This is a genomic window from Citrifermentans bremense (genome assembly GCF_014218275.1).
In the GTDB taxonomy this organism is placed as follows: Bacteria; Desulfobacterota; Desulfuromonadia; order Geobacterales; family Geobacteraceae; genus Geomonas; species Geomonas pelophila.
The window spans coordinates 2,014,686-2,028,585 of the sequence record NZ_AP023213.1; the positions used below are offsets into that span (position 1 = coordinate 2,014,686).

General features: G+C 61.8%; 11 protein-coding genes. 10 read left to right on the top strand and 1 reads right to left on the bottom strand.

The window, feature by feature from the left end; translation table 11 throughout:
• The first annotated feature begins 40 nt into the window (after nucleotides 1-40).
• The 10 genes from rarD to serA all read left to right on the top strand — a co-directional run bounded on the left by rarD (nucleotide 41) and on the right by serA (nucleotide 12,618).
• Nucleotides 41-964 carry an EamA family transporter RarD gene (rarD, locus tag GEOBRER4_RS08960; protein WP_185245105.1) on the top strand — a complete coding sequence of 308 codons (924 nt, stop codon included), beginning with the start codon at nucleotides 41-43 and terminating at the stop codon, nucleotides 962-964.
• 405 nt (nucleotides 965-1,369) lie between these two features.
• Complete coding sequence (locus tag GEOBRER4_RS08965; protein ID WP_185245106.1) at nucleotides 1,370-3,448, top strand: response regulator; 2,079 nt, start codon at nucleotides 1,370-1,372, stop codon at nucleotides 3,446-3,448.
• A complete protein-coding gene (locus tag GEOBRER4_RS08970) occupies nucleotides 3,445-5,343 on the top strand; it encodes a c-type heme family protein (RefSeq protein ID WP_185245107.1) in 1,899 nt (632 codons plus the stop codon). Before GEOBRER4_RS08965 ends, GEOBRER4_RS08970 begins: the two co-directional genes overlap by 4 nt.
• Nucleotides 5,340-5,780, top strand: coding sequence for a response regulator (locus GEOBRER4_RS08975; protein ID WP_085812897.1), 441 nt, complete (start codon nucleotides 5,340-5,342; stop codon nucleotides 5,778-5,780). The genes GEOBRER4_RS08970 and GEOBRER4_RS08975 overlap by 4 nt, the downstream gene beginning before the upstream one ends.
• A 231-nt stretch (nucleotides 5,781-6,011) precedes the next feature.
• Entirely contained in the window at nucleotides 6,012-6,581 is a 570-nt protein-coding gene (locus tag GEOBRER4_RS08980; protein WP_085812896.1) for an anthranilate synthase component II, read from the top strand.
• A gap of 185 nt (nucleotides 6,582-6,766) precedes the next feature.
• Nucleotides 6,767-7,825, top strand: a complete 1,059-nt coding sequence (gene trpD, locus GEOBRER4_RS08985; RefSeq protein WP_185245108.1) for an anthranilate phosphoribosyltransferase — start codon at nucleotides 6,767-6,769, stop codon at nucleotides 7,823-7,825.
• An 88-nt stretch (nucleotides 7,826-7,913) separates the two neighbouring features.
• A complete protein-coding gene (trpC, locus tag GEOBRER4_RS08990; protein WP_185245109.1) occupies nucleotides 7,914-8,714 on the top strand; it encodes an indole-3-glycerol phosphate synthase TrpC in 801 nt (266 codons plus the stop codon).
• A gap of 28 nt (nucleotides 8,715-8,742) precedes the next feature.
• Entirely contained in the window at nucleotides 8,743-10,098 is a 1,356-nt protein-coding gene (locus GEOBRER4_RS08995; RefSeq protein WP_185245110.1) for a TrpB-like pyridoxal phosphate-dependent enzyme, read from the top strand.
• 198 nt (nucleotides 10,099-10,296) lie between these two features.
• Nucleotides 10,297-10,917, top strand: a complete 621-nt coding sequence (locus GEOBRER4_RS09000; RefSeq protein WP_185245111.1) for a phosphoribosylanthranilate isomerase — start codon at nucleotides 10,297-10,299, stop codon at nucleotides 10,915-10,917.
• A 102-nt stretch (nucleotides 10,918-11,019) separates the two neighbouring features.
• Nucleotides 11,020-12,618, top strand: coding sequence for a phosphoglycerate dehydrogenase (gene serA / locus GEOBRER4_RS09005; protein WP_185245112.1), 1,599 nt, complete (start codon nucleotides 11,020-11,022; stop codon nucleotides 12,616-12,618).
• A 199-nt stretch (nucleotides 12,619-12,817) separates the two neighbouring features.
• Here serA and GEOBRER4_RS09010 read toward each other — a convergent pair whose 3' ends face one another.
• Nucleotides 12,818-13,891 carry a 3-deoxy-7-phosphoheptulonate synthase gene (locus GEOBRER4_RS09010; protein WP_185245113.1) on the bottom strand — a complete coding sequence of 358 codons (1,074 nt, stop codon included), beginning with the start codon at nucleotides 13,889-13,891 and terminating at the stop codon, nucleotides 12,818-12,820.
• Nucleotides 13,892-13,900 lie beyond the last annotated feature (9 nt).

Consider the following 13,900-nt stretch of genomic DNA (forward strand, 5'->3'; position numbering starts at 1 on the left):
TTCGCACCCCTCCCGCCGGGGTGATTTACCGGAACCTGATATGACCAAACCTATCGACAGCTCGGAGCACGCAGCGCTCGAGGCCCGGCGCCTCGGCGTCATCTACGGCCTCGCCGCCTACCTGTGCTGGGGATTTTTCCCCGTTTACTTCAAGTCGGTCAAGATCGTGCCGCCGCTGGAGATGGTTTCGCACCGGATCGTCTGGTCGCTGGCATTCCTGCTTTTGCTCATCACCTGGAAAAGGGCGTGGCGGAGCATGCTGGAACTCCTCGTCCTTCCCAAATCCTTGGCGGTGCTCTTCGCCACCACCTTGCTCATCGCCACCAACTGGCTGGTCTTCATCTACGCCATAAGCGTAGGAGAGGTGCTGCAGTCGAGTCTGGGCTATTTCATCAACCCGCTGGTGAGCGTGCTGCTCGGATTCGTCTTTTTGCGCGAGAGGCTGGAGCGGGCGCAGTGGATCAGCCTGGCCCTGGCGGTCGCCGGCGTCCTGTACCTCGCCATTGAGTACGGCAGCGTCCCATGGATCGCCCTGGCGCTGGCTCTCTCCTTCGGGCTTTACGGCCTGATCCGCAAGGCGCTCCATGTCGAGCCTTTGGTCGGCCTCACTGTCGAGACGCTCCTGCTCGCCCCTATCGCGCTTTATTACCTGTTCCACCTGAACCAGACCGGCGCCGGAATCTTCCTGACCCACTCGACGCGCCTCGACCTGCTCATCCCCATGTCCGGCATCGTCACCGCGATACCGCTGCTTCTCTTTGCCGCCGCGGCCAAGAAACTGAGGCTCGCCACCATAGGCTTTCTGCAGTACATAACTCCGACCATGCACTTCCTGCTCGCCATCACCATCTTCGGCGAGACCTTCACCCATACCCACCTGGTGAGCTTCCTCTTCATCTGGAGCGGCCTGGCCCTTTACTCCTGGCACGCCTATCGTTCGGTCAGGCGGCCGCAGATACAGTAAATAGTTGGAGCTGAATCCCTTTACCTGGTAGCCGCTCGTGCCTCAATGCGCCGCCTGTTATTCTCCTTTCTACGGCGTCCCCCTCCCTGGGCCCTCCCCCTGCAGGGGCGCGGACTGTAGCGGCACCGTGGACGCTGCTGTCCCGCCTTTTCAAGAAGATGAACTAGAACTTCACGCTCATAGCCCTAAGTTTTCTATTTCAAGCACCGCTTTTCCTGACATAAGTTCCGACAGTCCCTCTTTACTTCTCTCAAAGCATCTTTCTCTTATCTCATTCACACCCTCGCTGTAGACAAATTTCATATAAAAACCTAAATTTCTCTGCAAACAATCCGAAAAGACTATGGAATCGCTGCCTGTATAGATTTTGAGCATGTGGAGGTAAGCACAGCAGGAGTTGATGTCATGGACCCTTCATCCCAAGTCAAGAAGATCCTCATAGTGGAAGACGACGATTCCCACGCGGAACTGATCAGGAGAGGTTTCTGCGAGAATTCCGAGCTGTATCAGCTGACGGTAGCCACCAGTTTGCAGGAGGCGCTCGCCTCAGTGCAGAGCCAGAATTTCGACATCGTGCTCACCGACTACCTCCTTCCCGATGGCAGCGGCGTGGACCTGGTGCAGAAGTCGGCGCGGATCACGCCAGTGGTGATCATGACCTCCCACGGCAACGAGCAGCTTGCCGTGGATGCCATGAAGGCGGGTGCGCTGGACTACGTGGTCAAGATGCCGGAGGTCTTCGGCGCCATGCCGCGCATCGTGGAGCGCGCCCTGCGTGAATGGGAGCTGATGCTCGAACACAAGCAGGCCGAGGAGGCGCTTTTGTTGCAGACGCGCCGCCTGGAACACGAGGTGGCCGAGCGGCAGTTGGCCCAGGAAGCGCTGCAAGCCCAGGCCTTGCTGCTGCAAAACGAGATCGCGGAGCGCCGCCAGGCCCAGGAGACCCTGCGGCTCTCCGAGGAGAAGTTCTCCAAGGCCTTCGACAACGCTCCCATGATCATGACCATCACGACACGGGAAAGCGGCACCTTCCTCGACGTCAACAACCGGTTCCTGGAAGTCTCCGGTTGGGACAGGTCGGAGGTCATCGGCAAGAGCACCACCGAGGTCGGCTGGATCAGCAGCGCCGACCGCGCCCTCCTGTTCGAGAGCCTGAACCGGGACGGGCATATTTCCGGCATGGCGCTCAACCTGCACCCGCGCGGGGGACGCACCATCAAGGCCGAGCTCTACATCGAGACCATAACGGTGGACGGCCGCGAGCGCCTCTTGGGGATCGCCATCGACGTCACCGAGCGGCATAAGCTCGAAGAGCAGTTGCGCCATTCCCAGAAGCTGGAGGCGGTAGGCCTGCTGGCGGGAGGGGTGGCGCACGACTTCAACAACATCCTCACCGTGATCGGCGGGTACTGCGAGATGCTGAAGCTGGACCTTGCTCCGGACACCCCACTGCGCGAAAAGTTGATGCAGATATCCGCCGCCGCCGAGCGCGCCTCGAACCTTACCCGGAGCCTGCTCGCTTTCAGCCGCAAGGGGGAGGTAAAGGCGGCCCCGGCCGACCTGAACCTGCTGGTGCGCGGGGTGGAGAGGTTCCTGCAACGCATCATCGGCGAAGATATCACCCTCTCCACCTCTGTACCCGAGCGCTCCATCTGGGCTGTGGTGGATTCGGGACAGATAGACCAGGTGTTGATGAACCTGGCGGCCAATGCCAGGGACGCCATGCCCAAGGGGGGGCGCCTGTTCGTGGAGCTGCAGCACCAGGAGATCGATGCGGCCTTCGTGCACGCGCACGGTTTCGGCACCCCAGGCGAATATGCGCTGCTAACCGTATCCGACACCGGGGAGGGGATGGACGAGGAGACCAGGAACCGGATCTTCGATCCCTTTTTCACCACAAAGGTGGCGGGGAAGGGGACCGGCCTGGGGCTCGCCATCGTCTACGGCATCGTTATCCAGCACAAGGGGTTCGTCAACGTCTACAGCGAGCCCGGGGTGGGCACGACCTTCCGCATCTACCTCCCCCTGGTGCAGCCGGAAAAGGACTGCCGCAGCGAGGCCGTCGCCGTCGAGCCTTGTGTGCGGGGGAGCGAAACCATCCTCGTGGCCGAGGACGACCCGCACGTTCTGGACCTCGTGACGAGCGTCCTCGGGCAGTACGGCTACAGCATCATCCATGCGGCCAACGGGGCGGAAGCGGTGGAGAAGTTCCGGGAAAACGACCGGATAAAGCTGGTGCTGATGGACATCATCATGCCGGTTATGAACGGCAAGGAAGCCGCGGACCAGATCAGGCGCCTGCGGCCGGAGGCGCGGATCCTGTTCACCAGCGGCTACACGGCTGAGATCATCATGAGCAGATGCGATTTGGAAGAGGGCGCGGAACTGATCATGAAGCCGGTGAAACCTGCCCTGCTGCTCAAAAAAGTGCGGGAGATGCTGGACCTGACGGCTCAGGAATCAAGCAGGGGAGGGGGAACATGATCAAGGAGAAAAACCGGATCCGCAGCTTCGCGCTGTTATTGGCCGGTTTTTGGACCATAGCCATCGCGGTCTCGTTTGCCTGGCTTTACCATCACGAATCTGAAAAAGTGGTGGAAGTGGCACGGGCCGAGGCGCGGGCCGCCTTCGATAAGGACGCGCTATTCCGCAGCTGGGGCAACAGGCACGGCGGCGTCTACGTGGAGGTGACCGAGGCCACGCCCCCGAACCCGTACCTCGCCCACGTCCCCGACCGTGAAATCACCACCCCCTCCGGAAAGCGGCTCACCCTCATGAACCCCGCCTACATGTTGCGGCAGGTTTTCGAGCTTGCGGATGGGCAAAAGGATCTGATCCGCGGTCACATAACCAGTCTCAAGCCGCTGCGCCCGGCAAACGCCCCGGACCCATGGGAGGCGAAGGCGCTGCGCCAATTCGAGAACGGGGCAAAGGAGGTGAGCGAGGTCCAGCAGATGTGGGGGCAGGACCATCTGAGGCTCATGCGGCCCTTCCTGATGGAGCAGGGCTGCCTCAAGTGCCACGGGGGCCAGGGATACAAGGTCGGGGACGTGCGCGGAGGTGTCAGCGTCTCTGTCCCGCTCAACGTCAAAAAGGGCCTTGCCAACAGCGCCGTCGCCGTCGGGTTGATCAGCTACGGCCTGCTCTGGACCTTCGGCATAGGGATAATCGTGATTGGGAGCATGGTCCTGTCCAGGAATCTGAAGACCCTGGAGGATAGCGAGGAGCGCTACCGCACCGTGGCGAACTACACAGCGGACTGGGAATACTGGCAGTGGCTCGACGGCTCCTTCAGGTACATCTCCCCCTCCTGCAAGGAGGTTTCCGATTACAGCCACGAGGAGTTCCATAGCGACCCTGGGCTCATGCAGCGGATCATCCACCCTGACGACCTCGCTGCTTTCGTCGACCATAGCCATGCGGCCAAGAAAGGGAAGGCCGTGGCCATCGATTTCCGCATCGTCAGGCGAGACGGCGAAGTGAGGTGGATCTCCCACGTCTGCCAGATGGTTTACACCAGCGAAGGTGCCGAAAACGGCATCCGCGCCAGCAACCGGGACATCACCGACCGCAAGAAGGCGGAAGCGGCGCTTAAGGAGCAGGCGCTTCTTTTGGAAAACGAGGTGCGCGAGAGGATGGTGCGCGAGGTGGAGTTGGAGGCGAAAAACGCAGAGCTTGAGCGCTTCACCTACACGGTGTCCCACGACTTGAAGAGCCCGCTCATCACCATCAAGGGTTTCGCGGGGGCCGTGCTGAAGGACATCGAGGCGGGCAACCTATCGCGTCTGGATTCCGACGTGAAAAGGATCATGGGGGCGGCGGACAAGATGGCTGCGCTTTTAAGCGACCTCCTGGAGCTCTCCAGGATCGGCAGGATCATGAACCCTCCCAGCCGCATCGAGATGAACCTCCTGGCAGAGGAGGTTCTGGCGCAGCTTTCCGGCCCGATCTCGCAGGGTGGGGTGAAGGTGGTACTGCAGCCGGGGCTCCCCGCCGTGTGGGGCGACGCCCCGCGTATCGCAGAGGTGCTGCAAAACCTGGTCGAAAACGCGGTGAAGTACATGGGGAACCAGCTGCAGCCACTGGTGGAGATCGGCATGCGGGAAGTGGAGCAGGAACAGGTGTTCTGGGTGCGGGACAACGGCATGGGCATCCCGCAGCAGTATCACGAAACCGTGTTCGGACTCTTCAACAAGCTCGACTCCCACTCCGAGGGAACCGGGATAGGGCTCGCGCTCGCGCGCCGCATCGTCGAATTCCACGGCGGAAGGCTCTGGGTGGAATCGGAGGGGAGGGGGCTTGGCAGCACCTTCTGCTTCACCGTGGGGAGCAAGCCCCCCGATGCCGATGACACTGAGATAAAAGGAGGGACATCATGAACGGCGAACCGCTTTGCATCCTGCTGGTCGAGGACAACCCCGATCACGCCGAACTGGCTATGCGCAACCTGAACGACGGCAAACTCGCCAACAAGATCTTCCATGTCGAGGACGGCGAGGCCGCGCTGGATTTTCTGAACCACAGGGGGATCTATGACGACCCGCGGCAGTTTCCGCGCCCTCACCTGATCCTTCTGGACCTGCGCCTGCCCAAGGTGGACGGCATAGAAGTGCTCAAGGCTGTGAAGGGCTCGGAGGAGTTGAAGGCCATTCCCGTGGTGATACTCACCACCTCGGCTGCCGAGCGCGACCTTGCCCAGGCCTATCAGAATTACGCCAACAGCTACCTGACCAAGCCGGTGGATTTCGATTCCTTCAGCGAGCTTTTGCGCGACATGGGGTTCTACTGGCTGGCCTGGAACAAGCGCCCCTGGTAACTGAAAAGCTCCCCTCCAACCACGACCGGTAACGGCTGCCGCGCACCCGCCGGCAGCCCTCCCGCCGCACCCCCCTCTCTATTTCCTGTCGGAATAACTTGAGTTTTCTCGCCAAAACCTATATATTTCTGCGATTCCGATTAAACACCAAACCAGTGGGGATCGGGGCCTTCCGCGTCGACTTCCCATGTTGCTTTCGTAAAAACTCTCCAATTTCGGCAGGTTAACCACATGCTCCTGATGATAGACAACTACGACTCCTTCACCTACAACATCGTCCAGTACCTGGGCGAACTGGGCGAAGAGGTCCGGGTGTACCGAAACGACAAGATCACCCTGGCCGAAATCGAGGCTATGGCGCCCGATCGCATCGTGATCTCGCCGGGGCCGTGCTCGCCGGAGGAGGCAGGTATCTCGGTAGAGGTGGTGCGTCACTTCGCCGGGCGCATCCCGATCCTAGGCGTCTGCCTCGGGCACCAGTCCATCGGCTACGCCTTCGGCGGCAGGATCGTCAAGAGCGCGACGCTCATGCACGGCAAGACCTCGCCGATACTGCACGACGGCAAGGGGCTCTTCGCCGGCCTTCCCAACCCGTTTGCGGCCACGCGCTACCACTCGCTGATCGTCGAGCGCGAGTCCCTTCCCGCTGAACTCGAGGTGACCGCGTGGGTGGCCGAGGGGGAGATCATGGGGATGCGGCACCGCACCCTCCCGATCTGGGGAGTACAGTTCCACCCAGAGTCCATCCTTACCGAGGGTGGTATGGAGCTTTTGCAAAACTTTCTGCAGATGACGAAGTAATTTCACGCCCCCAGGGACCCGCAGGCCTTGTGCCCGGGCCCGGTTCCCTGGCTGGCGGCGCAAATGCATGGCCAGGCAAGGAGAACGTCCCGCACCGGATCACCCCGTCTTTCGCTGTTTTCCCCAGTGCTGCCTTTCTTTTTTATTTGGTGATGCTTTTGATCTTTGGTTGAAAAGGAGCGGCTATGATTCGCAAGGCAATCGCACGCGTGGTGGAGAGGCAGGATCTTTCTGAAGCCGAGATGATCGAGGTGATGGACCAGGTGATGTCCGGCGGTGCCACACCTGCCCAGATCGCGTCTTTCATCACCGCCCTCAGGATGAAGGGGGAGACGGTCGACGAGATCACCGGCGCCGCGCGCGTGATGCGCGACCGGGCGCTTCCCATCCGGGTCGGCAAGAGCGTGCTCGGCATCGACCGCGACGACATCAACCTCGACCGAGAGACCATCCTCGACACCTGCGGCACCGGCGGCAGCGGCACCAACAGCTTCAATATCTCCACCACCGTGGCCTTCATCGTATCCGCCTGCGGCGTCAAGGTCGCCAAGCACGGCAACCGCGCGGTCTCCTCTTCCTGCGGCTCGGCCGACGTCCTGGAGGCCCTGGGGGTCAACCTCGACGTCACCCCCGAGGTGGTCGAGCGGAGCATCGCCCAGATCGGCATCGGCTTTCTCTTTGCCCCCGCCCTGCACGGCGCCATGAAGCACGCCATCGGCCCCAGGCGCGAGATCGGCATCCGCACCATCTTCAACATCCTTGGCCCCCTTACCAACCCCGCCGGCGCGGACTGCCAGGTGCTCGGCGTCTACCGGGAGGACCTGGTGGAGAAACTGGCGCTGGTCCTGAAAAAGCTCGGCTGCAGCCGCGGCTTCGTGGTGCACGGCTGTGACGGCATGGACGAGGTTACCCTGACCGGGGAGAGCACCGTCGCCGAGATCTCCGCTGACGGCGTCAAGCTCTACAAGGTCGCCCCGGAGCAGTTCGGACTGGAGCGCGCCCCGCTCACCGAGCTCCACGGCGGCGACGCGCAGGGAAACGCGGTGATCGTGAGGGACATCCTCTCCGGCAAGGACGGCGCCAAGAGGCGCATCGTCCTCTTGAACGCTGGGTACGCCCTGGTCGCCACAGGGAAAGCGAAGGACGTCGCCGAGGGGATCCGTCTCGCCGCCGAGACCATCGACTCCGGTGCCGCCATGAAGCAGCTGGAGCGGCTGGTCGCGCTCACCAACGAGGCGGAATAAAGCTTCCCCCACCCCGACCCTCCCCCGCTGGGGGAGGGAGAACTGAGGGAATAGAAGAGGGTCGCAGGATCAGGAAGGATTTATCTCTATGACGCAGCTCCCCGATGTGCTGAAGAAGATAGTCGATTACAAGCAGGGCGAAGTCGCCGCCATGAAGGCGGAGGTGCCGCTCATCGAGATCATGGACCGGCTCGCCGAGCTGGAGGACCATCCGCGCGGGTTCCAGGCGGCTCTCATCAACTCGCTTTCTTCCGGCTGGACCCCCATTATCGCCGAGGTAAAGAAGGGGTCCCCCTCCAAGGGGCTGATCCGGCCGGATTTCGACCCGCTGCAGATCGCCCGCACCTACCAGGAAAACGGCGCCACCTGCCTCTCCGTCCTCACCGACGAACACTTCTTCATGGGGCACCTGAGCTACCTCGCCACGATCCGGGAGGAGGTCTCGCTCCCGCTTTTGCGCAAGGACTTCATCTTTGACCCTTACCAGATCTACCAGGCCCGCGCCGCCGGGGCCGACGCCATCCTCTTGATCGCCGCGATGCTGGATCTCCACCAGCTGCGTGACTTCTCCGCGCTGGCCCAGGAGCTCTCCATGGACGTGCTCCTCGAGGTGCACGACGAGAAGGAGCTGGAGACCGCCCTGCAGACCGACTGCACCCTGATCGGCGTCAACAACCGGGATCTCAGGAGCTTCGTGGTGGACATTGCCACCTCCGAGCGGCTGGCCGCGCTGGTGCCACAGGGACGTCTGGTGGTTGCGGAAAGCGGCATCAACAGGCGCGAGGAGATCGTGCACCTCATGTCGAAGGGGCTGCACGCCTTCCTGATCGGCGAGTCGCTGATGCGCGAGGAAGATTTCGGCGCTAAGCTGCGCGAACTGCTGGGTTAATTACGACAATCCGTCCAAAGGAGTGGCTATGAATACCAAGTTTATGCTCGATGAATCCCGCATCCCTAAACAGTGGTACAACATCATCCCCGACATGCCCGGGCCGCTGCATCCTGTCGTCAACCCGCAGACGCTTAAGCCCGTTACTCCCGAGGACATGAGCGCGATCTTCCCCATGTCGCTGATTGAACAGGAGATGTCTACCGAACGCTGGATCGATATCCCCGAAGATGTGCGCGAGAAGTACCGGCTCTGGAGACCGGCCCCGCTGTTCAGGGCCAGAAGGCTCGAGCAGGCGCTGCAGACACCGGCGAAGATCTACTACAAGTACGAGGGGGTCTCGCCCGCAGGCTCCCACAAGCCCAACTCCGCCATCCCGCAGGCCTACTACAACAAGCAGGCGGGGATCCGCAGGCTCGCCACCGAGACCGGTGCCGGGCAGTGGGGGAGCTCGCTCTCTCTGGCCTGTTCCATGTTCGGCCTGGAGTGCACCATCTACATGGTGAAGGTCTCCTGCACCCAAAAGCCTTACCGGAAGAGCATGATGCAGCTTTGGGGCGCGACGGTGATCCCGTCCCCCTCCGAGTTCACCAATGCCGGGCGCTCGATACTGGCGCACGACCCGAACAACCTGGGGAGCCTCGGCATCGCCATCTCCGAGGCGGTGGAGGACGCCGCCACCCATGACGATACGAACTACGCTCTGGGGAGCGTGTTGAACCACGTCTGCCTGCACCAGACCGTGATCGGGCTGGAGGCGAAGGAGCAGATGGAACTCGCCGGGGACTACCCGGACGTGGTCATCGCCTGCTGCGGCGGCGGCTCGAACTTCGCCGGGCTCGCCTTCCCCTTCCTCTCCGACCGCGCCAACGGGAAAAAGGTGCGCTGCCTTGCCGTGGAGCCCGCTTCCTGCCCGACCCTGACCAAGGGTGTCTACGCCTTCGATTACGGCGACACGGCGAAGCTCGCCCCGATCACCATGATGTACACCCTGGGGCACGACTTCATGCCGCCGGGAATCCATGCGGGAGGTCTGCGCTACCACGGCGAGTCCGCCCTCATCTCGCAGCTCTACCACGCCGGCGAGATCGAGGCGAAGTCGTACAAGCAGAACGCCTGCTTCGAGGGGGCGCTCCTCTTCGCCAGGAGCGAGGGGATCGTGCCGGCGCCGGAATCCTCGCACGCCGTGCGCGCCGCCATCGACGAGGCGGTGCTGGCCAAGGAGGAAGGGAAGGAGAAGACAATCCTGTTCGGGCTCTCCGGTCACGGCCAGCTCGACATGATGGCCTACGACGCTTACCTCTCTGGGGCGCTGGAGGACTTCGAGTACCCTGAGGAGATGATCCGGCAGTCGCTGGAGCGGCTTCCGAAGGTGTCGTTCTAGGTAAACCGGGCTCCCCGGAAGGATCGCGTCCATCCCTTCTCCTTCTGAGAGAAAGACCCCGAAGGGGCGGATGAGGGAGCCCTTGCCAAAGATCGGCCTGCTGGAATGGATGTTTCTTCAGCCTGAAAAGATGGCCCGCTTCGAAGCGGTTTTCCCCGTTGCGAATGGGAAATTGAGTAATTTTAAGGGTATACGCCGATGACAAAGGTCAAGATATGTGGCATAACATCGCTTGATGATGCTCTCATGGCGGTTGAGGCCGGTGCCGACGCCCTCGGTTTCGTCTTCTTCGAGAAGTCCCCGCGCTGCTTGGGTCCGGATGCCGCCGCGAGGATCATCCGGGAGCTCCCCCCTTTCATCCAGGTAGTGGGGCTCTTTGTCAACGCCGAGCTCGATTTCGTCAACCGCACCGCCGACACCTGCGGGCTCGACCTGGTCCAGTTGCACGGCGAAGAAAGCCCGGCGTACTGCGGCCTCGTGCGCAGGAGGGTGATGAAGGCGTTCCGAGTGCGCGGCCCCGAGACTCTCGCCGCACTTCCCGATTACAAGGTCTCGGCCTACCTCCTCGACGCCTACTCCCCGGTTTCCCACGGCGGGACCGGCGAGCGCTTCGACTGGGAACACGCCGTGGCCGCCAAGGAACAGGGGAGGATCGTCCTGGCCGGCGGGCTCAACCCGGAAAACGTGGCCCAGGCTGTAGCCCAGGTCGCCCCCTACGCGGTGGACGTCTCCAGCGGGGTGGAGCTTTCGCCCGGCCGCAAGGACCACGACAAGGTCAGGCGCTTCATCGCCGAGGCCAAGAAAGTTGCCATACCGTGAGTCAATTCCTCTCCCGCCTCTCCCACGGGGCAGGGGAGTATGCATATGAGATCGTAGAACCTTTAAGCAAGAGCGGTTTTAACCCAAACCAAAGGAGTGGCAATGAAGATTATCGTAACCGATGAAGTGGCTCAGGAAGGACTGGCACTTTTGCAGCGCGACCCGCGCGTGCAGATGGACATCAAGCTGGGACTGAAGAAGGAAGAGCTTTACGCGATCATTGGTGATTACGACGTTATCATCACCAGAAGCGGCACCACCGTGGACAAGCCCCTGCTTGACGCAGCGACCAAGCTGAAAATGGTCGCGCGCGCCGGCGTCGGCGTCGACAACGTGGATGTCGACTATGCCTCCGCCAAGGGCGTCATCGTCGTCAATGCACCTTTCGGCAACACCAACAGCGCGGCGGAACACGCCATGGCGCTGCTGCTTTCCTTCTGCCGCAACGTCACCAAGGCAAACTCGTCCCTCAAGGGAGGCGCCTGGAAGCGCGCTCCTTTCACCGGCTACGAGCTCAAAGGGCGCACCGCCGGCGTCATCGGCCTAGGCAAGGTAGGGGGGAGGGTCGCCACCCGCCTCAAGGCCTTCGAGTGCGAAGTCCTTGCCTGCGACCCGTACATCGCCGAGAAAAGGGCGCATGACCTTGGCGTGAAGCTGGTGTCTCTGGACGAGATCATCCGCGTCTGCGACATCATCACCGTACACACCCCGCTTACCGCTGAGACCAAGGGCATGATCGGCAAGAAAGAACTCGCCGCCATGAAGGAAGGGGTCATCGTCATCAACGCGGCGCGCGGCGGCATCATCAACGAGGAGGCTATGCTCGAGGCGCTCGATTCCGGCAAGGTGGCCGGCGCGGCCTTCGACGTATGGAGCCAGGAGCCCCCCGACACCGAGACCCTGAAGAAGCTGATCGGCCACGAGAAGATGGTGGTCACGCCGCACCTTGGGGCCAACACCTTCGAGGCGCAGGTGAACGTGGCGGTGGACGTCTCCCGCGAGATCCTCCATTACCTCGACGAGCAACCGCTGGAAAACGCGATTAACATCCCGAGGTTCGACGCGGCGCTCATGGGGCAGATGCGCCCCTATCTGAACCTGATGAACGTCTTGTCCGACTTCGTCATCCAGCTGGCCGACACCAACCTGAACAAGATCACCTTCACCTACACCGGCAACCTGGCCCAGTACGACTGCACGCCGATCACGGTCCTGGGGCTTGCCTCACTTTTGAACCGCAGGGTCGAGCAGGACGTGAACATGGTCAACGCGCAGCTCGTGGCGGACAGCATGGGGATCGTGGTCGAGGAGGTGAAGTCCAGCCAGACCGAGGCCTTCTCCAACATGATCACCATCACCATCGAGGGGCCCGGCGAGAAGAGGCTCATCAGCGGCACCCTGTTCGAAGGGGTCCCGCGCATCGTCAAGCTGCGCGACTACCAGATGGACTTCCGCCCGGAAGAGCACATGCTGCTCATGGCCTACGGAGACCGTCCGGGGATCATCGGCAAGATCGGCACCATCCTGGGCGCCCGCGAAATCAACATCGCCTCGATGAACCTAGGGCGTCGCGAGAAGAAAGGGGAGGCGATGGTCATCCTCTCTCTCGACTCCGCGGTTTCCCCTGAGGTGGTGGAAGAGGTGAGGGCCGCCACCGAGGCGACCTTCGTGAAGCCGCTCTACCTCGTGACCGCGAAGTAGCAGATCAGAGACAGCGAAAAGAAAAAGGCCCCGGCGAAAGCTCGGGGCCTTTTTTTTAACCTTTAGAGGTGGATCAGAGAGGACTCAGAGGTGCGCGGAGGTCACCGAGGTTAAATCAGGGGGGACTGCAGAACCGTTTAGTTTCCTCCGTGACCGCCTTGGCTTTTCCTCTGCGTCCTCTGTGATCCGCCTTTTCTTTTTAAGAGATCTTCCTCCCGCCGCATGCCTTAAGCCTGCGGTGCGCTTCACGCAGGGTGGCTTCGGTGGTCTCCCAGCTGATGCAGCTGTCGGTGATCGAGACGCCGTAGGCGAGGGACGAGGGATCGCCGTCCTTGGGCATGGGCTGGTTCCCTTCCTTCAGGTAGCTCTCGATCATCACGCCGGAGATGCTGCGGTTGCCGGCGACGATCTGGTCGATCACGCTCTTCATCACCTCGGGCTGCCGCTCGTACTTCTTCTCGGAGTTGCCGTGGCTGCAGTCGACCATCATGGTGGGGGAAAGACCCGCCTTGGCAATCAGCTCCTCGGACTTCGCTATGTCCTCGGGGGAGTAGTTCGGCTTCTTGCTTCCGCCGCGCAGCACCATGTGCACGTCGGGGTTCCCCGTGGTCTGGATGATAGAGGTCAGGCCGTCGCGGTTGATGCCGAGGAAGCTGTGGGAGTGAAGAGCCGCCTTCATGGCGTCGATGGCGATCTGGAGGTTGCCGTCGGTGCCGTTTTTGAACCCTATCGCGAAGGAGAGGCCGCTCGCCATCTCGCGGTGGGTCTGGGATTCGGTGGTGCGGGCCCCGATGGCGCCCCAGGAGAGGAGGTCGGCCAGGTACTCGGGGGTGATCGGGTCTAGCATCTCGGTTGCGACCGGAAGCCCCATCTCGGTGATCTTGCAGAGAAGGCCGCGGGCGATGCCGAGCCCCCTCGAGATCTGGTGGGTGCCGTTCATGTCCGGGTCGTTGATGAGCCCCTTCCAGCCGATGGTCGTGCGCGGCTTCTCGAAATACACGCGCATGATCAAAAGCATTTCCTCGGAGACTTCCTTGGCAAGCGCGGCGAGCTTCTCGGCGTACTCGAGCGCCCCCTTGGGGTCATGAATGGAGCAGGGGCCGACGACCACCATGAGCCGCTTGTCCTCCCCCTTCAAGATCCTGGTGATGGCCGCGCGGCTGTTGCTCACGCAGGTCCCGGATTTCTCGGACATGGGAAAAACCTGTCTGAGGTCTGTAGGTGCAATGATCGGAGTGATGCTTTTTACCTTGAGGTTGTTGGTCTTGATCATCTGAGACTC

Coding starts and splice junctions, on each gene's coding strand:
- trpC (WP_185245109.1), top strand. CDS start 7,914: ATGACGCAGCTCCCCGATGTGCTGAAGAAGATAGTCGATTACAAGCAG.
- GEOBRER4_RS08995 (WP_185245110.1), top strand. CDS start 8,743: ATGAATACCAAGTTTATGCTCGATGAATCCCGCATCCCTAAACAGTGG.
- GEOBRER4_RS08975 (WP_085812897.1), top strand. CDS start 5,340: ATGAACGGCGAACCGCTTTGCATCCTGCTGGTCGAGGACAACCCCGAT.
- rarD (WP_185245105.1), top strand. CDS start 41: ATGACCAAACCTATCGACAGCTCGGAGCACGCAGCGCTCGAGGCCCGG.
- serA (WP_185245112.1), top strand. CDS start 11,020: ATGAAGATTATCGTAACCGATGAAGTGGCTCAGGAAGGACTGGCACTT.
- GEOBRER4_RS08980 (WP_085812896.1), top strand. CDS start 6,012: ATGCTCCTGATGATAGACAACTACGACTCCTTCACCTACAACATCGTC.
- GEOBRER4_RS08970 (WP_185245107.1), top strand. CDS start 3,445: ATGATCAAGGAGAAAAACCGGATCCGCAGCTTCGCGCTGTTATTGGCC.
- GEOBRER4_RS09010 (WP_185245113.1), bottom strand. CDS start 13,891: ATGATCAAGACCAACAACCTCAAGGTAAAAAGCATCACTCCGATCATT.
- GEOBRER4_RS09000 (WP_185245111.1), top strand. CDS start 10,297: ATGACAAAGGTCAAGATATGTGGCATAACATCGCTTGATGATGCTCTC.
- GEOBRER4_RS08965 (WP_185245106.1), top strand. CDS start 1,370: ATGGACCCTTCATCCCAAGTCAAGAAGATCCTCATAGTGGAAGACGAC.
- trpD (WP_185245108.1), top strand. CDS start 6,767: ATGATTCGCAAGGCAATCGCACGCGTGGTGGAGAGGCAGGATCTTTCT.